13 protein-coding genes and 1 tRNA gene are annotated in these 23807 nt (G+C 39.2%); 6 read left to right on the top strand and 8 right to left on the bottom strand.

Annotated elements, in window-relative coordinates; all coding sequences use genetic code 11:
• The first annotated feature begins 1 nt into the window (after position 1).
• Positions 2 to 1900, top strand: a complete 1899-nt coding sequence (locus tag LX92_RS01905; RefSeq protein ID WP_109648577.1) for an amidophosphoribosyltransferase — start codon at positions 2 to 4, stop codon at positions 1898 to 1900.
• 1106 nt (positions 1901 to 3006) lie between these two features.
• Here LX92_RS01905 and LX92_RS01900 read toward each other — a convergent pair.
• Complete coding sequence (locus LX92_RS01900) at positions 3007 to 3615, bottom strand: superoxide dismutase (protein ID WP_109648576.1); 609 nt, start codon at positions 3613 to 3615, stop codon at positions 3007 to 3009.
• 118 nt (positions 3616 to 3733) lie between these two features.
• On the opposite strand from LX92_RS01900, the gene LX92_RS01895 reads away from it, so the two are divergent.
• The 4 genes from LX92_RS01895 to LX92_RS01880 all read left to right on the top strand — a co-directional run bounded on the left by LX92_RS01895 (position 3734) and on the right by LX92_RS01880 (position 12344).
• Positions 3734 to 6847: a UvrD-helicase domain-containing protein gene (locus LX92_RS01895; RefSeq protein WP_109648575.1), complete on the top strand. Its 3114-nt coding sequence runs from the start codon at positions 3734 to 3736 to the stop codon at positions 6845 to 6847.
• Positions 6848 to 6859: 12 nt separating this feature from the next.
• Complete coding sequence (gene kbl, locus LX92_RS01890) at positions 6860 to 8053, top strand: glycine C-acetyltransferase (RefSeq protein ID WP_109648574.1); 1194 nt, start codon at positions 6860 to 6862, stop codon at positions 8051 to 8053.
• 113 nt (positions 8054 to 8166) lie between these two features.
• Positions 8167 to 9513: an OmpA family protein gene (locus tag LX92_RS01885; protein WP_109648573.1), complete on the top strand. Its 1347-nt coding sequence runs from the start codon at positions 8167 to 8169 to the stop codon at positions 9511 to 9513.
• Between the two features lie 77 nt (positions 9514 to 9590).
• Entirely contained in the window at positions 9591 to 12344 is a 2754-nt protein-coding gene (locus LX92_RS01880; protein ID WP_109648572.1) for a PD-(D/E)XK nuclease family protein, read from the top strand.
• Positions 12345 to 12346: 2 nt separating this feature from the next.
• Here the strand turns inward: LX92_RS01880 and LX92_RS01875 are convergent, their stop codons facing one another.
• On the bottom strand, positions 12347 to 13060 hold the full coding sequence (locus LX92_RS01875) for an SDR family oxidoreductase (protein ID WP_109648571.1): 714 nt from the start codon (positions 13058 to 13060) through the stop codon (positions 12347 to 12349).
• A 94-nt stretch (positions 13061 to 13154) separates the two neighbouring features.
• On the opposite strand from LX92_RS01875, the gene LX92_RS01870 reads away from it, so the two are divergent.
• Positions 13155 to 13231 (top strand) — tRNA-Ala (locus tag LX92_RS01870).
• 561 nt (positions 13232 to 13792) lie between these two features.
• Here the strand turns inward: LX92_RS01870 and LX92_RS01865 are convergent.
• The 6 genes from LX92_RS01865 to LX92_RS01840 all read right to left on the bottom strand — a co-directional run bounded on the left by LX92_RS01865 (position 13793) and on the right by LX92_RS01840 (position 23778).
• Positions 13793 to 15568, bottom strand: a complete 1776-nt coding sequence (locus LX92_RS01865) for an efflux RND transporter periplasmic adaptor subunit (RefSeq protein WP_109648570.1) — start codon at positions 15566 to 15568, stop codon at positions 13793 to 13795.
• A gap of 6 nt (positions 15569 to 15574) precedes the next feature.
• Positions 15575 to 17965: a heavy metal translocating P-type ATPase gene (locus LX92_RS01860; RefSeq protein ID WP_109648569.1), complete on the bottom strand. Its 2391-nt coding sequence runs from the start codon at positions 17963 to 17965 to the stop codon at positions 15575 to 15577.
• A gap of 21 nt (positions 17966 to 17986) precedes the next feature.
• Positions 17987 to 18241 (bottom strand): heavy metal-binding domain-containing protein, encoded by a 255-nt coding sequence (locus tag LX92_RS01855; RefSeq protein WP_109648568.1) that lies wholly within the window; start codon positions 18239 to 18241, stop codon positions 17987 to 17989.
• 10 nt (positions 18242 to 18251) lie between these two features.
• A complete protein-coding gene (locus LX92_RS01850) occupies positions 18252 to 19472 on the bottom strand; it encodes a TolC family protein (protein WP_109649035.1) in 1221 nt (406 codons plus the stop codon).
• Entirely contained in the window at positions 19472 to 23230 is a 3759-nt protein-coding gene (locus LX92_RS01845) for an efflux RND transporter permease subunit (RefSeq protein ID WP_109648567.1), read from the bottom strand. The genes LX92_RS01850 and LX92_RS01845 overlap by 1 nt, the downstream gene beginning before the upstream one ends.
• 119 nt (positions 23231 to 23349) lie before the next feature.
• Positions 23350 to 23778, bottom strand: a complete 429-nt coding sequence (locus LX92_RS01840; protein ID WP_109648566.1) for an HYC_CC_PP family protein — start codon at positions 23776 to 23778, stop codon at positions 23350 to 23352.
• Positions 23779 to 23807 lie beyond the last annotated feature (29 nt).

The raw sequence follows: 23807 nt of genomic DNA, 5'->3' as shown, positions 1-23807 counted from the left end.
GATGAGCGACGCAATTAAGCATGAATGTGGTATTTCGGTAATCCGTTTACTAAAACCTTTATCCTATTATAAAGAAAAATACGGTACGGCTTTCTACGGGGTAAACAAGATGTACCTTATGATGGAGAAACAGCACAACCGCGGTCAGGATGGTGCTGGTTTTGCGAGTATCAAATTGGATATGGATCCCGGTGAGCGCTATATGAGCAGGGTACGCTCGATACAACAACAGCCCATTCAGGATATTTTTGATCAAATCAATGACCGTATCAATTCTGCTTTTAAGGAACACCCTGAATACCAAGAGAATGTTGCGGCACAGAAAAAAAACATACCCTATATTGGTGAAGTACTATTAGGACATGTACGTTATGGTACTTTTGGCAAGAATAGTATTGAAAACGTACACCCCTTTCTTAGACAGAACAATTGGATGCACCGTAACCTTATCGTTGCCGGTAATTTCAATATGACCAATGTGGATGAGCTTTTCGACAATCTTGTACAACTCGGACAACACCCAAAGGAAATGGCCGACACCGTAACGGTGATGGAGAAAATAGGTCATTTTTTGGATGATGCCGTAGCCAAACTCTATAAACAAATAAAGAAAGAAGGCTTCAATAAAATGGAAGCCTCACCTTTAATCGCAAAAAGATTAAAGCTCAATAAAATACTACGAAGGGCCGCAAAGAACTGGGATGGTGGTTATACGATGGCCGGTATGTTGGGCCACGGGGACGCTTTTGTGCTAAGGGACCCTTCCGGTATCAGACCCGCCTATTACTACAAAGATGACGAGGTAGTCGTGGTCGCTTCAGAAAGACCGGCCATACAAACCGTATTCAATGTTCCTTTTGAAAAGGTCAAGGAACTTGACCCGGGCCATGCCATGATCATCAAAAAGGATGGCAGTTCTTCAATCAATGAGATATTGAAACCAAAGGAAAGAAAAGCATGTTCCTTTGAACGCATCTATTTTTCAAGGGGTAGTGACAAGGAAATCTACCAAGAACGCAAGAAACTTGGGAAACTTCTTTTTCCCCAGATCCTGAAGGCCATCAACCACGATATAAAAAACACCGTTTTTTCCTATATACCGAATACCGCAGAGACATCCTTCTTTGGCATGGTCAAGGAGGCGCAGAATTATTTGAACAAAAAGAAGGAGGAACAAATATTATCCATCGGTACTAAAATCACAAGCGAGGAGCTTCATGAAATTCTGGCGGTAAGACCTAGGATTGAAAAAGTAGCCATAAAGGATGCCAAGCTACGAACCTTTATAACCCAGGACAGTAGCAGGGATGATTTAGTCGCCCATGTTTATGACATCTCTTACGGTTCCGTAAAAAAGAATGACAACCTTGTTATCATTGACGACAGTATCGTACGGGGAACAACACTTAAAAAAAGTATCCTACGGATATTAGATCGCTTATCGCCCAAAAAAATCATTGTTGTTTCCTCTGCCCCACAGATTCGATATCCGGATTGTTATGGTATTGACATGGCCAAATTGGAGGATTTCGTTGCCTTTAAGGCTGCACTCGCCCTTCATGAAGACCACAATACCATGGATCAGGTAACAGCCATTTACAATAAATGCCTGGCCCAGCTCAATGTAAAGGATGATGACATCGTTAATTATGTCAAGGATTTCTACGCACCTTTTACCGCCCAACAAATATCCGATAAAATAGGAGAGCTCTTGAGCCCTATCGATATTAAGGCCGAGGTCAAGATTATTTATCAAACGATAGAAAGCCTGCATGAAGCCTGTCCTAAAAACCTAGGGGACTGGTATTTTACCGGTAACTATCCAACAAAAGGGGGCAATAGGGTTGTAAACAAGGCATTTATCAACTTCTACCAAGGAAAGAACGAAAGAGCTTATTAGCACACTTTATCGATGAAATACATATTAAATGTGCATTTCATCGATAATTTAAGGGTTTTATCGTCTTTATAGTCAAGAACGAAACCTACCCACCTACTTTAGACCTGCCATAGCATAAGTAGGTTAAGTTCATGGTAAGATTTGGGGCAAAAAAGGTGGAGACTTCTCCACCTTTTTTATTGCACTAAATCCAACTTCCTTTCCTTCGATTTATATCCAAAAAAAATATCGCTAGCACTGAGCATCCTTAAAGTTGGTTGCATACGCCAAGTAGTTTTTCCATCTAATCGAACACTTTAACCAAGTATCAGGAAGTTTGTCTAATACCTTTCGATACCCTTACGTTATACCCTATGTTTGTAGGACCATAGCATAAGTAGGTTAAGTTCATGGTAAGATTTGGGGAAAAAGGTAGGACAATGTCCTACCTTTTTATTTTTACACTATTCCACTCCCTCTAAACCAGATCATCCATAAAACATCCCAAAATAGCATTTCAACCCAATATCAGGAAGTTTGTCTAATACCTTTCGATACCCTTACGTTATACCCTATGTTTGTAGGACCATAGCATAAGTAGGTTAAGTTCATGGTAAGATTTGGGGAAAAAGGTAGGGCGTTGCCCTACCTTTTTATTTTTACACCAACCGCTTTCTTCCAAACCTATTTTCATTAAACACAACCCAAAGCATTTCAACCCAATAACAGGAAGTTTACCTAATACCTTTCCATACCCTTACGTTATACCCTATGTTTGTGGGACCATAGCATAAGTAGGTTAAGTTCATGGTAAGATTTGGGGAAAAAAGGTAGGGCGTTGCCCTACCTTTTTTATTTGCATAAGCCCAACAATTAACAGGTTTAACCTTACTTTAAACAAATTAAAACCCACATAGGGAGAATGAAAGAAGCCTAAAATTTGCTAAAATTCCTTTTTTATTTCCCACAAACCCAGTATTTTAGTCTCGCCATAGCATAAGTAGGTTAAGTTTATGGTAAGATTTGGGACGAAAAGGGTGGAGGCTTCTCCGCCCTTTTCTATTTTTTGGACAATAAAAAAGCCCTTTAAGTCAGGGACTTAAAGGGCTTTTTTGCAAGATTGTCTTTTATTTATTGGTAGCATAAAGCGCTGCAACCTTTTCCCAATTGATTACATTGAAAAAAGCGTTTATATAATCAGGCCTTCTATTTTGATAATTTAAATAATAGGCATGCTCCCAAACATCCAAACCAAGAATAGGAAAACCTTCGCATCCTGTATTTGGCATAAGTGGATTGTCTTGATTAGGTGTTGAACACACCTCCAATTTTCCACCTTTATGTACACATAGCCAAGCCCATCCAGAACCAAAGCGGGTACCTGCTGCTTTGCTGAATTTATCCTTGAAAGCTTCGAAAGAGCCAAAGGCATCATTAATGGCGCTGGCCAATTCACCTGAAGGTTCCCCACCTCCATTTGGTGACATTACTTCCCAAAACAAGGAATGGTTATAAAAACCACCTCCGTTGTTACGTACTGCACCGTTACCCATATCCAAGTTGGTCAAAATGTCTTCAATTGATTTCTTATCCAAATCGGTTCCGGCGATCGCCGCATTTAGATTATTGGTATACCCATTGTGATGTTTTGTATGGTGTATTTCCATTGTCCTGGCATCAATATGTGGTTCCAATGCATCGTATGCATAAGGTAATTTAGGTAATTCAAAAGCCATAATTATAGTTTTTTAGTTAGAAAATATGTTGATCAAATTTACATTTTTTAACAGACTAATTCAGCCAATAAATTGTTAAGAACAATTATAGATTATGTAATTTGCAGAATAAAAATCCGTGTTAGGACATTCCTTTAAAATATACAATGCATCGGCAGGTTCGGGAAAAACCCATACCCTAACCAAGGAATATCTCAAAATTGTACTTTCCTCGGACCGTTCGTTCAGCCAAATCCTGGCCGTTACTTTTACCAATAAGGCGGTCAACGAGATGAAGGAGCGTATCCTAAAAAGCCTATTCGAATTTTCAACAACCCAATCCCAAGACGCCGCTTCCGTAATGTTCAATGACCTACGCGAAGAATTGGGACTTGATTTTGAAACCCTGAGACAAAAGGCCAAAACTACCCTGAAGCTCATTCTTCATAACTATGGTTTTTTCGATATATCGACCATTGATAAATTCAACCATAGGCTTATAAGGACATTTGCCAGGGACCTCAAGATCGCCCAGAATTTTGAGGTTGTCCTCGATACTGACCTATTACTGTTTGAAGCGGTCGACAATCTTTTGGAAAAAGTAGGACAGGATGAAGCCTTGACCCGGGTATTGATGGAGTTTGCCTTGGACAAGATCGATGAGGACAAAAGCTGGGATATTTCCTTTGATCTATATAAAATCGGAAAACTTCTTTTTAACGAGACCAATTTTGGGCACCTCGATCTTTTGAAACCGAAAGAAATAAATGATTTTATCACACTTAGGAAAATCATTCAAAAAAGAATCAAAAAGTTCAAAAGCGACTTAGTGGCGAGTGCTGATGAAACCTTGGCCATGATGCAAGAGAATGGGCTGGTCCATGGTAATTTCAAATCCGGTTATTTTCCCAAGTTCATGGTAAAAATCGCAAATGGGGATTTTGATCTTGATTTTGGTGCTGGATGGAAACGGAATTTCGAAACCGAACCACTGTACATAAAATCCTGCCCAGAAAACATAAAGTCGATCATAGATGGGCTACACCCAAGATTCAGTGTTATTTTCTCCAAAATCAAGGAAACCTATAACCAAGCACTGTTCTTGAACAATATTCATCAGAATCTAGTGCCCCTAACGGTATTGAATGCCATTCAAAAAGAAGTGAAATCGCTTCAAGAAGAGAGGAGCCAACTATCAATATCTGAATTCAATACCTTAATCTCAAACGAGATAAAGAACCAACCTGCCCCGTTTATCTATGAACGTTTGGGCGAAAAGTACCGTCATTATCTCATCGATGAATTTCAGGACACTTCCGAATTACAATGGAACAACCTAGTCCCCCTAGTGGGTAATGCCCTGGAAAGTGAAGATGACCAAGGAGGTAAGGGCTCCCTATTTTTGGTCGGTGATGCCAAACAGGCCATCTATCGTTGGCGGGGTGGCAATGCGGAACAATTCCTTAATTTGGTCAATGAGCATACCAATCCGTTTGTCATACCCCCAAAAACCTATAATCTTCCTTCAAATTATCGAAGTCATGAGGAGGTTATAAATTTCAACAATGACTTTTTCACAGTAACCAGTCCGTTACTCAACAATCAACTTTATAAGGAATTGTTTGAACAGGGAAACCAACAGAAAACCAACACGAAAAAAGGAGGGTACGTACAGATTACCTTTCTTGAGGATGCGGAGGAACAGGACTTGGATTTACTGTATTGCGATGAAGTACTTCGTACTATTGACAAAGTTAGGGCAGAGGGTTTTTCTTTCAATGATATTTCGATCTTGGTCCGGGACAACAAGCATGGGTATATCTTGGCCGATTATTTGACCGAAAATAAGATTCCGGTTATTTCCCCAGATTCCTTATTGATCGCCAATGACCGCAAGGTGCGGTTTTTAATCGATCTTTTACATTTCAGTAGCCAAGCAGACGATATGGAAGCCAGTTATAATATTCTGTATTATCTGGTAGGCGAACGCAATGACGAACATTCACTGATCAGTGGCAACCTGCATAATCTTGAGGGTTTCCTGGAAGATGAATACAATTTCAGGTTTTCGGAATTTAAGAACATGTCTGTTTATGATGGGTTGGAACTCGCCATCAAAAAATTCGACCTTATAAAAGGTTCCGATGCCTATCTTACTTTTTTATTGGATATTGTTCTGGAGGTAGAGCAGAAGGAGGGTACCGGAATTGTCACTTTCCTGTCTTATTGGGATAAGAAAAAGGACAAACACAGTATTGCGGCGCCCAACAATTTGAATGCCGTCAAGATCATGAGTATTCATAAATCGAAAGGTCTCGAATTCCCCATCGTTATCTTCCCCTATGCCAATTCTAATATCTATAAGGAAATAGATCCCAAATTATGGCTTGCCGTTGACGAAGACCAATATAACGGATTTAAGGAGGTGTTGATCAACAAGAAAAAGGAAGTCGTTGATTACAATGAAAATGCCGCAATAGCCTACGAGGAAGAACAGCACATGCTCGAGTTGGATGCCTTCAATATACTATATGTAGCGTTGACCAGGGCAGAAAGGGCGTTGTTCATCATCTCCTTGAAAGATACCAAGGCGATACAATCGACTAGAAAGACCCATTATTCGGATGTCTTTATAGATTACCTAAAGAACAAACAACTTTGGAACGACACGGAAACCATATATTCTTTTGGAAGTCTGGAAAACCATACCCCTTCCTCAAAAAACGAAACAATGGAGAAATCCGTTCCTTATCAGTATACCAATAAGGAGAATCCCAGTTTCAAAATCATGACAAATGCAGGAATGCTTTGGGATACGGTACAGGAAGAGGCCATTCTGCAAGGAAACCTCATACATCATATCCTGGGATTGATCGAAGTACAGGAAGATGTAGATGCCGTTTTTGAGCATTTGACACATAAAGGAATGATTACCGATGAAGTGGCACCCACTTTAAAAAGGAAGATAATGTCCGTTATTGCACATGATGCCCTAATGCCGTTTTTCTCAAAGGGAAATATTATAATGAATGAACAGGAAATCATTACTGAAAATGGCGAAATGCTTCGTCCTGATCGCTTGGTCATTTCAAACAAAAGCGCCACTATTATTGATTATAAAACCGGAAAGCACAACACCTCCTATAAAAATCAATTGAACACATATGCCCAGGTCTTGGACCGCATGGGCTATACCATTGCAAATAAGATAATCGTCTATATCAATAAAGATGTAACTATAGAATATGTTTAAAACCAACGCACTATGTACGGAGAAATAAAAAAATATCTAACTGACGAATTGACGTCGATAAAGGATGACGGACTTTACAAAAGTGAAAGGATCATAACATCACCACAAGCTGCCGTAATTACATTATCAACCGGGGATGAGGTAATCAACTTCTGCGCCAACAACTATCTGGGACTTTCCTCCCACCCAGATGTCATACAAGCCGCCAAGGACACTATGGACACCCACGGTTTTGGAATGTCATCGGTTCGGTTTATATGTGGTACGCAGGATATCCATAAAAAACTTGAAAGGAAAATAGCGGAATTTTATGAAACCGAAGACACCATATTATATGCTGCTGCCTTCGACGCCAATGGCGGTGTCTTTGAACCCTTGCTGGGCCCTGAGGATGCAATCATCTCAGATTCGCTCAACCACGCATCAATAATAGATGGTGTTCGCCTTTGCAAAGCAAAACGATATCGCTATGCCAATAGTGATATGGCCGATTTGGAGGCCCAATTGAAACAGACCCAAAAAGACAAGGTTCGGTTCAAGATCATTGTTACCGATGGGGTGTTCTCTATGGATGGACTATTGGCCCCCTTGGATAAAATCTGTGACTTGGCCGATAAATATGATGCTTTGGTCATGGTAGATGAATGCCATGCCGCTGGTTTCATCGGTAAGCATGGCAAGGGCACCTTGGAGGAAAAAGGGGTAATGGGCCGGGTAGATATCATTACAGGTACCTTGGGAAAAGCCCTCGGCGGTGCAATGGGTGGTTATACAACAGGGAAAAAAGAAATCATTGAACTCCTGAGACAACGATCCAGACCTTATCTATTTTCCAATTCCCTGGCGCCATCTATCGTAGGGGCCTCTATAAAGGTATTTGAAATGCTCGCCAATGACACCGCGTTACGTGACAAGCTACAATCGAACACGGAATATTTTAAAAAAGGCATGAAAGAAGCAGGATTTGACATTATAGATGGAGATTCCGCCATAGTACCGGTAATGTTATATGATGCCAAATTATCACAACGAATGGCAGACTTACTTCTTGAAGAGGGTATTTATGTAATCGGATTTTATTATCCGGTAGTCCCTAAAGGCAAGGCACGGATTCGTGTTCAACTATCCGCCGCACATGAAATTGAGCATTTAAATAAGGCCATAAAAGCTTTCATCAAGGTAGGGCAACAACTAAATATCGTTTAAATGCGCTATTTTATCTATTAAAAACGTTAAAAAAAATAGGAATTTATTTTTGTTAATAATATTTAACAACTTACATTTGCAGCTAATAAACACTTAAACTTAAAATTTTGAACATGAAACATCTTAGCAAATTATTGGTTGTTGCCCTACTTTTTGTAGGAGTTAACAACTTACAAGCGCAAGACGAGAATAACCCTTGGCAGATTAGTTTTGGGGTGAATGCCGTTGATGTGTATCCTACTGGTGACTTCCCAGGCAGTTCTTTCGGGAATGAATACTTTAATGCGACTGACCATTGGAACATTCTTCCTTCTATTTCTTACGTTGGTGTATCTAAATCTGTAGGAGATGGTTTCTCTGTAGGTGCTAGAGGTTCTTTAAATAAAATCGACAAATGGGGTGATAATGATGTTGATGATTTATCATACTACTCTATTGATGGTACGATTAAATATAACATTTTGAAAAACACGGTTATCGATCCTTTCGTAGAAATCGGTGGTGGATATACTTGGATCGACGAAATCGGTGCTGGTACTGCTAACGGTGGAATTGGTGTTAATATCTGGTTTACAGAAAACATTGGTCTTACTTTACAGACTCAATACAAACATGCTTTCGAAGATTATCTTGCACCTCATATGCAACACCTAGCAGGTATCTCTGTTAAATTTGGTGGAACTGATACTGACGGTGATGGTGTTTATGACAAAGATGATGCTTGTCCAGAAGTTGCTGGTCTTGAAGCTTTCAACGGTTGTCCTGATGCTGACGGTGATGGTATCGAAGATAGCAAGGATGCTTGTCCTAACGCTGCCGGTTCTAAAGAAATGAACGGTTGTCCTGATGCTGATGGTGACGGTGTAGCTGATAAAGATGATGCTTGTCCTAACGAAGCTGGTGTAGCCGCTCTTGCTGGTTGTCCTGATGCTGACGGTGACGGTGTAGCTGACAAAGATGATGCTTGTCCTAACGAAGCTGGTCCTGCTGAAAACAAAGGTTGTCCTTGGACTGACAAAGATAACGACGGTGTATTGGATAAAGATGATAAATGTCCAGAAGTAGCAGGTACTGTTGCTAACCAAGGTTGTCCTGAAGTTACTGAGGAAGTTCAAAAACAATTGAACGACTATGCAAGAACTATCTTGTTCGACACTGGTAAATCTTCTATCAAAGCTGAGTCTACTTCAGTAATGGTTGACATTATCCAAATCTTGAAAGAGTACCCAACTGCTAAGTTTGCTGTTGAAGGTCACACTGATAGTGTTGGTAGTGCTAAATTGAACCAAAGTCTTTCTGAATCAAGAGCTCTTTCTGTAAAAGACTTCTTAGTAGAAAAAGGTATCGATGCATTCAGATTGTCTGCTGTAGGTTACGGTGAAGAAAAACCTATCGCTACAAACAATACTAGAAGCGGTAGAAAACAAAACAGAAGGGTTGAAATCAACTTGATCAAATAATTCTTCTATAGACATTATTTCAAAAATAATTTTGGAAAGCCCTGACGATATCGTCAGGGCTTTTTTTATTTTTGGTCATGCAAAGTTTTCTAGAACAGGTTTTATCTACAATATACAAGGACCAAGGTTCTTTTGAAAATACCATTTTTGTCCTTCCCAGTAAGAGGGCCGGTTCATACTTAAAGAAGGGCATTGCGAAAATCACGCAGAATCCTATATTCGCACCGATCATCTATAGTATCGAAGAATTTGTTTCAGAGATCTCAGGCCTCTCCACCGCAACAAACACCCAGCAACTTTTTGAACTATACTACGCTTACTTAGAGCAACCGGAAAAAGACCAGGACAGTTTTCTAGATTTCTCTAAATGGGGACAAACACTCTTACAGGATTTCAATGAAATCGATAGATACCTTATTGATGAAAAGTCCCTCTTTTCCAACTTATCGGCCATACAGGAAATAAACCATTGGTATCTCGCTGCGGAAAAAACCAAAATGGTGCAAGACTATGTCAATTTCTGGAATACCCTTGACCAGCTTTATCATTCCTTCAATAAAAGATTACTCAAAAAAGATATTGGGCATCAAGGACTAGTATACCGTAAGGCGAATGAAAAATTAAAGGATTATATCCTTGCACAGAAACACAAACGCCATGTTTTTATTGGTTTCAACGCCTTAAATACGGCAGAGAGCACTATAATTCAAAGTATATTACAAACCGGTAATGCCGATATTTTTTGGGATTTGGATTCGTATTTCCTGAAAGACCAAATACACGACGCCGGATATTTTATACGAAATCATAAAAAGACCTGGCCTTATTTAGAACAGCACGCCCTTAAAGGCATAAGCAGCTCTTTTATCCAGGACAAAAGGATTGAGATCATCGGGGTACCAAAGAATATATCCCAAACCAAGTATATTGGCTCGCTGTTGAAGCAAATGGCCTTGAATACAAATGGTAAGCTAAGCAGTACGGCCGTTGTACTCAATGACGAGTCATTACTGAATCCTTTATTGAATTCGATACCCAAAGAAATCGAAAAGGTCAATATTACAATGGGTTTCCCGTTGGACAAGACTTCATTTAAAAATTTCTTTAACCAATTCTTTGATCTTTACGTACATAAACAACCCCATGGCTGGTACTACAAGAATATTTTGTCATTCCTTTCCGACCCGTACACCCATTTATTGTTAAATGATGATCATATCGCCCTATCCGAGGTTTTAGTACAAGAAATAACAACACACAATCTCTCTTTTTTAACCCGACACCAGTTGTTATCCCTCATAAAAATTGATCACCCTTTTTTGGGTACCTTGTTTTACGAGCCTATTCCTTCCCCCATTGAATTCATAAGACATTGTCTAGAGATCACGGCCATTTTAAAGACCAAGCTCCAAAACAATAACAATTCACTGGCATTGGAAGAATTGTATCGTTTTTATGGCATCTTTAATCAAATTGCCATGATACTCGAAGAGCACGAGTTCATAAACGACCTGAAATCGTTACAAACCCTTTTTCAGGAATTGGTATCCATGGAAACGCTTGATTTTAAAGGTGATCCCATTGAAGGATTACAGATTATGGGAATGCTCGAAAGTAGAAACCTCGACTTTGAAACCGTCATACTCTCTTCTGTCAATGAGGGGATCCTTCCGGCTGGAAAATCGAACAACTCATTCATCCCCTTCGATTTAAAAAGAAATTTCGGTCTTCCCACGTTTAAAGAAAAGGACGCCGTCTATACCTATCATTTCTATCGCCTATTACAGCGTGCCAAACACATTTACCTCATTTACAACACAGAACCCGATGTATTGGAAGGTGGTGAAAGAAGTCGCCTTATTACACAACTATTAACCGATGAAAATATTAAAAACAACATTACCGAATATGTTGCCATACCGGATATAAAGGTGGAACCTGAAAAGGAAATCCGTATTCAAAAGGATCAAGCGTTACTGCAGCTTATACAAGGGCATGCCCTTAAAGGTTTCTCCCCCTCCTCCCTAAGTAACTATATCAGAAACCCCTTGGATTTTTATAAACAGAACCTTTTAAAGATCAATGACCTTCCCGAAGTTGAGGAAACGGTAGCCGCCAATACTTTCGGTACTATTATCCACGACACTTTGGAGGACCTTTATACCCCCCTGATCGGTAAATTTTTGAACAAAGAGCTTCTGACAAAAATGAAAGGCCAAATAGAAGGCTTGGTACAACACCATTTCGCAAAGTCGTATGCCGCTATAGAAGTGCTACGTGGCAAGAACCTCATCGCATACAATGTTATTCTCAAATACATACAGTCTTTTATCGACTATGAGATCCGCGAAAGCGAAAATCACGCGATCAAAATCCTTGGCCTGGAACAAAAAATGGAAATCGCCTTGAGCTTTACCGAAGTGGGATTTCCAGTACATCTCAAAGGCAAATTGGATCGCATTGACGAAATTGATGGTAGACTCCGTATCATCGATTATAAATCCGGTAAAGTATTGGCCAATCAAGTAGAAATATTTGACTGGACCATACTTACCGAAGATTACAAATACAGCAAGGCCTTCCAATTGTTATGTTATGCCTTGATGTACACCGAAGGAAAAAAAGACTACGAGATTGAGGCTGGCATCATTTCCTTTAAGAACCTTAGTGCCGGATTATTGAATTTCGCGGTAAAATCGAGTAAAAACAGCAGATCCGGTAAAAACATTGCCATTACCCCCGACACCCTTTCCGATTTCACCAAGGAATTAAAACGACTTGTCCTGGAAATCTGTAATCCCAACATCCCCTTTATCGAAAAAGAAGTATGACATTACTTTTTGTCGGGCCTTGTCGGTCTTACCTCTATTTTGCTTGGCAGCGTACGTGGATGCATTTTTAATAGATCCAATACCAATTTTCCAATATCCTCAGGCTGTATTTTCCACGCATCCTTATCCGAAGGCTCATTATTGTTAAAATGGGTAGCCACGGATCCCGGCATTATGGTAGAAACTTTGATATCATATTTTCGCAGATCGAGCATCACCGCTTGTGTAAAGCCCACAACACCAAACTTTGTTGCGTTGTAGCCCGCTCCATTGGCAAAGAAATTCGTTCCTGCCAAACTCGCCAAGGTCATATAATACCCTTTAGACTCCTTTAGGGCCTCCACAGAGGCTTTTAAGGTATGGAACACACCGGATAAGTTGGTATTGATCATACTGTTCCACTGATCCTCCGACATCTCATCCACAGGCGCAAAATGCCCTACGCCCGCATTGGCCAAAACAACATCCAATTGCCCCCACGTATCCAAAATTTCCTTTACAGCGCGCTGCTCATCCCCAAGTTGGGACACATCGGATTGTAAGGCAAGGACGTTATTCCCATCATTCAATTGTTTGGCCGCGGATTCAACTGTTTCCATATTTCTACCACTAATGGCCACTTTCATTCCCGCATCCAACAATGTTTTGGCCACGCTGAACCCTATTCCTTTGGAACCACCCGTGATATAAGCTACTTTTCCTCTTAAATTTGACATATTTTTGTTTTTTTTATTAGAACCCGTTAAAGAAAACGAATATACTATTTTGATACTTGAACAAAAAGTATTTCCTTTGACGTCTTAAAGCCATGGGGGATTAGCTCAGCTGGCTAGAGCGCTTGCCTGGCAGGCAAGAGGTCACCGGTTCGACTCCGGTATTCTCCACCAAGTTTTGTAGGGCTTCAAGGGTTTTTACCTTTTGAAGCCTTTTTTATTTGCACGCAATTTGCACGCAAACAGGTTTTAAATTAAGCTTGGTATTGTTTGATACAAATTGTTCTATTTTAATACTTCTTTACCCTTTACAGAATATTTTTTTGAAAAAGTATCACATCCAATAGATACTTTAACTTCAGTATTAGATAAAGGAATTTATGTCCTACAAAAGGTTAATTAACGAGAATACTAAAAGAGATCAAGAATGGGAATCTTTTAGAAAAGAGTTTTCATTTTGTAAAAGTGTCCTACGAAACGGCCGTTTTAAAGGACCTTACATTAATAAAAATTGATATTTTGTGTAAGAGTTAAATAATAGAAATCGAATTGTAGTTCAAAACTTGTAATTCAATAACTCCTTCATAAGCATTTTCGCCATTTTGCAAATAAGTGGATATTGATTGAGGCATAGCCTCTTCATCTTTGGGGATTAAGATTTTCTCTTAAAACTAGACCATAATTGTATGGTCAAATTCTTTATTAACTCTAAAAGTTTATCAACAGAAATTCCTTTTATTTCAAACTATCAATTACACTACCACAGGTCAACATATCATCCCCATAATATGGATTTTTGATTTCTTTTTCGGTGCTTAACCAAATTGCACCTTTGTTGCCATTGGCCATAGGACATTTTTGAACATACAATGTTTCTGTAGGTGATTTGATATTCATTGCAAGGGCCACAGTATTTTCATTTAAAACAACCAATTGAGCTCTTTGTTTTTCTAAATCAGAACTAGATGAAATTGCATCTAACATTGCAATGCTTTTCGATAAATGAGACTTTTCCATTTTGCCCAAACCACCCACTTCTATCGCTTTCATTTTTGCTAATACCGTTTTTGCTAAAGCAGATACTTGACTCGCATCACTTGCTACAAAGGCATCCCCCATTTTAAAATACGGTTTTAATGCAGCTTGAAAAGCTGTTTGAAATGCCATTGGTAGTTTCATTTTCATTGTTGAAATAGCATCAGATTTATTTTCTGAATCTCCTTGCATTCCTAAATGACCTTCGTGACCCGTCATTGTTTTCTCACCAGACTTGTTCATCATTGACTTCTTGCCCTGTAATTGCGCCGCTGCATCTACAGTAAATGTACCATTGGTTACAATTTCCTCTCCATTTTCCAATCCTGAAACAACCGTAAAATTATCTCCGTTACGAAGACCAACAGTAACTTCTCGCATTTCAAAAACAGGCCTATTTGGATTTGGTTTTACATATACCAAAGAGCGTTCCCCCGTCCATAATACAGCACTTGCTGGAATATTCAATGATTCTTCCGCAGATTGGGCTGTGCCTTTTATCTTTCCAGAAACAAACATCCCAGGCTTGAATAAATTTTCATTGTTTTTTAAGGTTGAGCGCACCGTCACAGTTCTTGTACTACTATTCAACACAGGGTCAATAAATGATATGACCGCATCAAATTCCTTTTTAGGATATGCGCTAGTGGCAACCTTTATTTTCTGCCCTTTTTTAAACTGTGAAATTTGATTTTCATAAGCATCAAATTCTGCCCAAACTGAATTAAGGTTACTTACTTTTAGAATAGGCTGACCTTGTTTTAAATAATCACCTTCTGCCGCCATTACCATCGCTACTGTTCCTGAAACCGTTGCGTATAAGGGGAAGTTTTCACGTACTTCTCCCGTTGACTCTATATTGTCGATTTGACTTGCAGAAAGCTTCCATAGTTTCAACTTATTACGAACAGCTTTATATAAAGCCGGTTGAGATTGTTTTAAAGAAGTCGCTGTAATTAATTCCTGTTGAGCAGCTACAAGATTAGGTGAATAGATTGTTGCTAATAATTGCCCTCTTTTTACTACTTGCCCTTCAAAGCTTACATTTAATTTCTCCAAACGACCATCAAAATAACTTGCTTGAATAGCATTGTTTTCCTCATTTGTAGCAATTTTACCAGATAGTGAAATTACCCCATCATCATTACCTTCCATAAGGTTTCCAACAATGGTAGTTTCAATATTCGCTAATGCCATTGCATTTTCTGTCATCTGAATTTGGTTTGCCAATAGACCTTCAGAACTTGCCTCTGCAGGAATCAATTCCATACCACAAATTGGGCAATCACCGGGTTCTTGCTGCATAATCTGCGGATGCATTGAACAGGTCCACATTTCATTCGTTGAATCCTCAGAATGGTCATGGACTTCTGTTATTTTTTGATTGCTTGAATCCGAGCTATTGCCGAATATTAAGTAACCTCCTATTAGTCCAATAATTACTGCAATACTGAGATATAAGATGTTCTTTTTCATAACTAATTAATTAATTGATTTTGTTTTGAGTCTGAGTGCATTTACAATTACCGAAACTGAACTAAAACTCATTGCTAATGCGGCAATCATTGGTGATAAGAGAATTCCAAAAACAGGAAATAAAACCCCTGCCGCTATGGGTATACCTAGAGTGTTATATATCAAAGCGAAAAATAGATTTTGTTTTATATTCCGCATTACTTTATCACTTAAATTTCTTGCTTTTACAATACCATGTAAATCCCCTTTTATTAGGGTAATCATTGCACTCTCAATTGCAACATCTGTTCCCGTACCCATTGCGATACCTACGTCACTTTTTGCGAGGGCTGGGGCATCATTGATTCCATCTCCTGCCATTGCTACGACATGACCTTCGTCTTGTAGTTTCTTTACCTCTTCCAATTTATTTTCTGGTAACATTCCAGCCTTGAAGTTTGCTAAGTTGAGTTCGGTGGCAACGGCTTGTGCAGTATCGTGATTATCGCCAGTAAGCATTATTACTGAAATTCCTCTATTTTGAAGTGCTGCAATGGCTTTGGCACTTGTACCTTTTATTTTATCGCGTATCACTACATAACCAGACACATGGCCATCTACTGCCAGATAGGAAACGGTTTTTCCTTGTTTTTGAAATGATTGCGCTTCGGCTTCCATTGCTGATGATCTAGCTGCATTGGCATACTCCATCATTTTGGCATTTCCTAAGTCCAGCTTTTTACCATCTACTTTTCCTTCGACTCCTTTTCCCGTAACGGCACTAAAACCATCCACTTTACGAATTTCTATTTTTTGTTCTTTCCCATACTTGACGGTAGCTTCGGCCAGTGGATGTTCGCTAGAACTGTTCAAGGAAGCTATAAGTTGCGTTATCTCAATTTCAGAAAATAAATCATTGAACGACCCCATTTTTTCAACAGTTGGTTTTCCTTCTGTTATCGTTCCTGTCTTATCAACTATCAAAGTATCTACCTTGTCCATTTTCTCTAAGGCTTCGGCATTCTTAATTAGAACACCGTTCTGCGCCCCTTTACCGACGCCTACCATTACTGACATAGGTGTTGCCAACCCTAAAGCACAAGGACAAGCTATAATCAATACTGCAATCGCATTTACAAGCGCATATACATATGCTGGTTGTGGACCCCAAATCGCCCAAACACCAAAGGTTATTAAAGCTATAATTACTACTACAGGCACAAAATAGCCTGAAACAGTATCTGCTAGGTTCTGAATAGGTGCACGACTACGACTAGCATCGTTTACCATATGTATGATTTGGGAGAGCAAAGTATCACTACCTACTTTTTCGGCTTTCATTAAAAAGGATTGATTGCCGTTGATAGTTCCGCTACTTACTTTATCATCTTCAGCTTTGTTCATAGGGATAGGTTCGCCCGAAATCATAGATTCATCTACTGTTGTATGACCTTCTGTAATTGAACCATCCACAGGAATTTTATCGCCTGGTTTAACACGTAGTACATCGCCTTTTTGAATTTGGTCTATCGAAACCTCTTCTTCATATCCATCAACAACTCGTATTGCTTTATTAGGTGCCAATTTCAATAATTCTTTTAGGGCTGAATTGGTTCTACTATGTGCTCTAGCTTCTAAAACCTGACCCATTAATACGAGAGTAAGTATTACCGTTGCAGCTTCAAAATAAACATGTACGGCTTCTGATTCGGTCTTGAATTGCTCAGGAAAGAAATCAGGAAACAACATCCCAAAAACACTAAATAGCCAAGCTACACCTGCACCGATACCAATCAGCGTAAACATATTGAGATTCCATGTTTTTATACTTTTAAAGGCACGTTCAAAGAACATCCAAGTTGCATAGAATACGACTGGGATAGAAAGTGCAAACTGAATCCAATTCCACGATTTTTGTTCCATTATATCGTATAATGGATTGTGAGGAATCATCTCACTCATTGCGATTATGAAGATAGGCAGCATAAAAGCTACAGCTATCCAGAATTTCTTGAGTAACTTTTTATAGGTCTTCTCTTCTGAAGAAAGGTCTGGCTGCATTGGTACTAAATCCATTCCGCACACAAGGCAATCGCCAGGTTTATCGTAGGTCTTATCGCCCTCACAATGCATTGGGCAATAAAACGTTCCTGTTCCTTTGCCCACGGACTTTTCCTTTTTTGACTCCGTTGTTTTATGATGCTCTCCAAGCTTATGAATGCTGTATGCACCGCCATCATTCTTCATCGTTTTCTGAAAAGTCTCAATAGCAATGTGTGAATCCATTTCGATAGTTGCTTCTGCTTTCTCTAAATCTACCGAAACATTAGTCACACCTTCCACTTTAGAAAGTGTTCGCTCTACGTGATTACGGCAACCGTTACAGGTCATACCGTCTATGTGAAAGGTGTGTTTCATCTGATATACTTTTAACAAAATTTATTCGTGCTTATGACCGTTTGATTTATGGTCTTCGTTTTTTACTAGTGTCATTCCGCAGGTACCACATTTTCCTTCTTTATCGCTACCACTATCTTCGCAATGCATAGGGCATACATAAGCCGAAGTATATTCCTTACCTTGGTTCTCGGCGTTTGTTTCCGTTATCACCTCTTTTTTATTGTCCTTACAGGAGACCATTGCAATTGAGGCTATTACTAACATTGCTCCTAAAATTGTTCTGAATTTTTTCATTTTTTTGTGTTTATTGAGTTATTAAATAATTGACTACTGCACTTTGGGCATAGTAAGTTGTGATGGCACTTATCTGATTGATTTGAAACTTTAATTGTAGTTCTTGAATATCGAGTACATCATTAAAATCGATAGTACCGGTCTCATAATTCTTAATTAGGATTTCTTCCGCATCATTAGCCTGCTTCAAGTTTTTCTCTTGTGTATTGTATTTAATCCTAGCCTGATTGCGTTGTGATATCGCTTGAGCAAAAGCAGACTCTAAAACATTCTGGCGTTTGTCTTTTTGAGATGTTATTTCAAGCTGTCTCAGTTCGTTCTGTTTTGAAGTAGACTTGTACTTATTATTGAAAAGGGGTACAGAAACAGAGACCATGGGCATAAAAATATCCTTACCATTATCACTAAAACTCATATCAGGTCGCTCGGAAACTGGCACATAATCCAATCCAAAGCCAATCATAGGATTGCGTTCTGCTTGATTTAATTCTTCTGATTGTACTACGGATTCATAGAGTTTGTCATATTTGAGCAATTCCGGATTAAGTGTTAAAGCATCCTCAGCAAACACGCCATCTTCATGTGGGAGCATTAATTTTTCAAGAATAACTACTTCTGTGTTCCCATCTCGATTAAGAAATTTATTAAGGGATGTTTGCTCGCCTAAATACCCTTCATCTAATACTTCTTTTTGCTGCTGCAACTCATTTTGTCTAATCTGCAACCGTAATACGTCTACTGCAGATGCCTTTCCAACTTCTACAGAAGTAAGTGCCAGTTTTTCATAGTTTTTTAATAACTGAATATTCTCATCAAGTACTTTTTGTTTCTCCTTTATACTATAGAGTCTATAATAGGATTGAGAAACCGCAAGTGCCAGTTTACGTCTTGCAATCACGACTTCTACATATTCTGAATCTGCCATTGCGCTCGCGTAATTTTCTCTAGCCGTAATCGTACCGAACCAAGGCAACATTTGTCTCGCCGAAAATCGAGCACGTTGCGCACCTGTTCTAGTTTCAGGTTCACTCACAAAATAGCCTGCGCTGAATTCTGTATTCGGAATCCAGTCGGCTTCGTTTACTTTTTCTTCAGCTATGTTATGACGAAGATTGTACGCCTTAATCTCAGGGCTATTAGCTACCGCCTCGCTAATAAATGATTGTAATTGTTGCGCTTTCGCAAAAGCGGAAACAAACAAAAGACAGATAACCATATTTATATTTCTCATTAGTTTGCTCTTTTTAGTTTGAATTCTTCCTTCCAACTGTACAATACCGGTACAATGAAATAGGAGGTAATATCAATCACCATTCCCCCAAAAATTGGGATGGCCATTGGTATCATAATATCACTCCCCTTTCCTGTGGATGTCAATACGGGAAGTAAGGCAAGAATTGTAGTTACCGTGGTCATCAGACAAGGACGTATTCGCTTTTTCGCAGCTTCTAATGCTGAATGCCTGATACCCTTTTTATCTGTTGGTTTATCGCGGTCAAAGGTTTGTGTGAGGTAGGTTGCCATTACTACTCCGTCATCGGTAGCAATACCAAATAGTGCAATAAACCCGACCCATACCGCCACACTCAGATTGATGGTTTTCATATTGAATAGGTCACGCATGTTCTCTCCGAACAGGTTGAAATTGAAGAACCAGTCTTGACCATACAACCAAATCATAATGAAACCACCTGCAAAAGCCACCGTTATTCCTGTAAAGACCATAAGTGAAGTAGAAAAAGATTTGAACTGGAAATACAAAATCAAGAAAATGATTGCTAGTGCCAACGGAACTACAACTGAAAGTGTTTTCTCAGCTCGCAACTGATTTTCATAGGTTCCAGTAAATTGATAACTGATTCCTTTAGGTACGGTTAATTCCCCTGCAGCGATTTTTGCCTTGATTAAAGCCTGAGCATTTTCTACGACATCTACTTCAGCAAAACCGTCAAGCTTATCGAATAGTACATATCCGATTAGGAAGGTATCTTCACTTTTAATCACTTGTGGACCTTGTTCGTAACGTATGTCAACGAGTTCGCCCAATGGCACGGGACTTCCCTTTTCTACAGGAACATAAATGTTTTTAAGGTCTTCTTCATTCCCACGTAATTCTCTTGGGTAACGCACACGAACTCCATAACGCTCACGACCTTCAACTGTCTGCGTCAAAGGCATTCCGCCAACAGCTACTTTTAGAACTTGCTGAACATCCATAATGGATATTCCATATCGCGCTAGTTGCTCTCGTTTGATATCAATTAATAAGTAAGGTTTACCCACAATACGGTCTGCAAAAACAGCCTGCTCCTTAACACCTTCGGCTTGTTTCAGAATACCTTCTAACTGTAAACCAAAGGCCTCTATTTGGGCTAAATCTTGCCCTTTAACCTTGATTCCCATAGGTGCTCGCATTCCTGTTTGTAGCATTACCAATCGGGTTTCAATGGGTTGTAATTTCGGTGCGGAAGTTACCCCTGGTAATTTGGTCACCTTAACTATTTCATTCCATATATCATCTGGGTTATTAATTTCTGGTCGCCAGTTACGGTAGAATTCGCCATCGTCATCTTCAACCAAATGCTTCGAATGAATAGCAAATGGGTCTCTTAATCTTGATGCATCGTAACTCGAATTTTCACTATCTATATCCGTATTTGGGTTGATAACAAGATTACCATCTTTCAGCACAAAAAGCCCGTCGTCATTTATTTTATAGCGTTGCTTTTTACCTTTTGTATTATGCATGTATTCAGATTTATACTGAATCATATTTTCATACATGGATAGCGGTGCCGGGTCGAGTGCGGATTCTGTTCTGCCAGATTTACCAACCACCGTTTCTATTTCTGGAATAGTAGCAACTGCCATATCCAGTTGTTGCAATACCCGTTTGTTTTCTTCTACACCAGCGTGAGGTAAAGAGGTGGGCATTAAAAGGAACGAGCCTTCGTTTAGGGATGGCATAAATTCCTTTCCGGTGTTGTTCATAATCCAGACACCAGAAATAAGTACTGTTGCAGGAATGATTAGGAACAAGAGTTTATTCGCTAATGCCCATTCCAAAATCTGACCATAATACCTTCTCAGTACAGAAAATATCCCTAGAACTCCAAAGCAAATTAACGCTACAAAAATCAGGTTGACAAATACACTTCTATCAAAGCCTAAGGGTCTCCAATATTCTGCTAGCATAAATATTATAGCAGTTGACGATATAATAATGTTAATCAGATTTACTTTCTTCTTGTTAAGATTACCCCTTAAATTTAAAAGTCCCGTTACACCAAAAGCAATCAAAACAATCCCTAACCAATAGCCTGAAAACATTGCGATTGCTCCCAATACTAAAAGCGAAATTTGAAGTACATAGCTAAACGAAGATTTTATGTTCTGCTTTCTAAATAAATATGCCGCCAATGGTGGGATTATGAACAAGGCGATAACCAATGAAGCCGAAAGTGCCATTGTTTTAGTAAAAGCAAGGGGACGGAATAGCTTTCCTTCTGCACCAATCATCGTAAATACTGGCACAAAACTTATAATGGTAGTTAGGACTGCAGTTAAGATTGCTCCAGAAACTTCAGACGTGGCATTATAGATAATTTCATTTGTGGTGTATTCAGTTCCGTTTTCGCTAAAACGCAACTTTTTATCATCCATATGCCGTATCATGTTTTCGGCTAGAATAACACCAACATCGACCATGGTACCAATAGCGATGGCGATACCTGAAAGCGCCACTATATTCGCATCTACATTAAAGATTTTCATGGCAACAAAAACCATCAAAACAGCGACGGGTAATAATCCAGAAATTAAGATAGACGCCCTTAAATTGAAGACCATTATGATAATTACCAAAATGGTAATTAGAATTTCTAATGTCAATGCTTCATTAAGTGTATCGAGTGTTTCTTCAATCAGCTCTGTACGGTCGTAAAAAGGAACTACGGTAAGTTGAGATGTACGGCCATCTGCCAGTACTTTTGAAGGCAGGCCATCTTTAAGCTCATCAATCTGTGCCTTTACATTCGTGATGACTTCCATTGGGTTTGCACCGTAGCGAGCAACAACGACACCACCAACAACTTCTGCTCCTTCTTTATCTAAAATGCCACGCCTAGTTGCAGGGCCAAGTGTTACGTTGGCTACATCTTTAATACGTAAGGATGTGAAATTTTCAGAAGAAACAACTGCATTTTCTAAATCCGCAATAGACTTGACATATCCCAATCCGCGAACTAAATATTCAGCTTGGTTTATTTCTAAGGTCTGCGCTCCTATATCCTGATTGCTCTCCTTTACTGCCTTTACAATTTGGCTTAGACTTATTTTATATTGGCGCATTTTCTCAGGATTCACATCAACTTGATATTCCTGTACATAACCACCAATAGAGGCGACCTCCGAGACACCACTAGCACCTGAAAGCGCATATTTCACATAGTAGTCTTGAATGCTGCGTAGTTCCTGTAAATCCCATCCACCAGTTACAATTCCATTTTCATCACGCCCTTCTAAAGTGTACCAATAGATTTGACCCAATCCTGTCGCATCAGGCCCCAGGGCTGGGTTTAAACCTTCTGGCAATAGATTAGCCGGCAATGAATTTAGCTTTTCTAAAATCCGACTACGTGACCAATAGAACTCGATGTCTTCCTCAAAAATGATATAGATGCTCGAAAAACCGAACATAGAAGAACTACGGATAGTTTTTACCCCTGGTATACCGAGCAAAGAAGTGGTTAACGGATACGTAATCTGGTCCTCAATGTCTTGTGGAGAACGGCCTTCCCATTTCGTAAAAACAATTTGTTGGTTTTCACCAATATCCGGAATAGCATCTACGGCCACGGGGTTTGAAGGCAGAAAGCCTGTATTCCAACCAAACGGTGCATTTACGATACCCCAACCTACAAATAAGGCGAGCATTAATACTGCAACGAGTTTGTTCTCGATAAGGAATTTGATAGCTTTATTAAGCATGTGATTTGATAATTAAACAGTTATGAAAGATTTGAAATTCTAGAAAACAGAAAAACAAACACAACAAATTGAGCCCTAAACGATAGTTATCGTAGGGCACACTTAATACTGTCTAATAATCAAATAAGGAAAGTCTGGTCTAAAATTTGAACATCCCGTAATAGTGGAGGCGGGACATAGTCTCTAAACGGAGTTATATTTTCGTCTACCGCATCAAAGAGATTTATAAAGGAATAAGCAAAAGAATAAACAAATTGTTGCTGTTCAAAAGTAAGGTTGTCGAATGAGATTTTTAAATCATCTTGACCCTCAATTGTAACTTCTATATCGGAACAACAGCTTGTCTCGGTCTCCATTTCCATAACTTCACAGGAATTAGAGTCTTTCGACTTTTCTGCTTTCATCATGCAGGTGTCTACCTTGTCGAACATACTGAAATCTACCAAATGGTCACCACAGTAATGCATATCCACAGAGAAAGACAATGTGGATAATAGCACAATAAGTGCCATTAAAGTAGAGGTGATTTTATGTAGTGTTTCTTTCATTCGTTAAACAAAACTACGAAATATTACAA

It is taken from the genome of Maribacter polysiphoniae (assembly GCF_003148665.1).
GTDB classification, from domain to species: Bacteria; Bacteroidota; Bacteroidia; order Flavobacteriales; family Flavobacteriaceae; genus Maribacter_A; species Maribacter_A polysiphoniae.
Note: the sequence above shows the minus strand (reverse complement) of the source record. Positions and strands in the feature narration are given on the sequence as shown.

Coding starts and splice junctions, on each gene's coding strand:
- LX92_RS01885 (WP_109648573.1), top strand. CDS start 8,167: ATGAAACATCTTAGCAAATTATTGGTTGTTGCCCTACTTTTTGTAGGA.
- LX92_RS01860 (WP_109648569.1), bottom strand. CDS start 17,965: ATGAAACACACCTTTCACATAGACGGTATGACCTGTAACGGTTGCCGT.
- LX92_RS01865 (WP_109648570.1), bottom strand. CDS start 15,568: ATGAAAAAGAACATCTTATATCTCAGTATTGCAGTAATTATTGGACTA.
- LX92_RS01905 (WP_109648577.1), top strand. CDS start 2: ATGAGCGACGCAATTAAGCATGAATGTGGTATTTCGGTAATCCGTTTA.
- LX92_RS01850 (WP_109649035.1), bottom strand. CDS start 19,472: ATGAGAAATATAAATATGGTTATCTGTCTTTTGTTTGTTTCCGCTTTT.
- LX92_RS01900 (WP_109648576.1), bottom strand. CDS start 3,615: ATGGCTTTTGAATTACCTAAATTACCTTATGCATACGATGCATTGGAA.
- LX92_RS01880 (WP_109648572.1), top strand. CDS start 9,591: ATGCAAAGTTTTCTAGAACAGGTTTTATCTACAATATACAAGGACCAA.
- LX92_RS01840 (WP_109648566.1), bottom strand. CDS start 23,778: ATGAAAGAAACACTACATAAAATCACCTCTACTTTAATGGCACTTATT.
- LX92_RS01875 (WP_109648571.1), bottom strand. CDS start 13,060: ATGTCAAATTTAAGAGGAAAAGTAGCTTATATCACGGGTGGTTCCAAA.
- LX92_RS01845 (WP_109648567.1), bottom strand. CDS start 23,230: ATGCTTAATAAAGCTATCAAATTCCTTATCGAGAACAAACTCGTTGCA.
- LX92_RS01855 (WP_109648568.1), bottom strand. CDS start 18,241: ATGAAAAAATTCAGAACAATTTTAGGAGCAATGTTAGTAATAGCCTCA.
- kbl (WP_109648574.1), top strand. CDS start 6,860: ATGTACGGAGAAATAAAAAAATATCTAACTGACGAATTGACGTCGATA.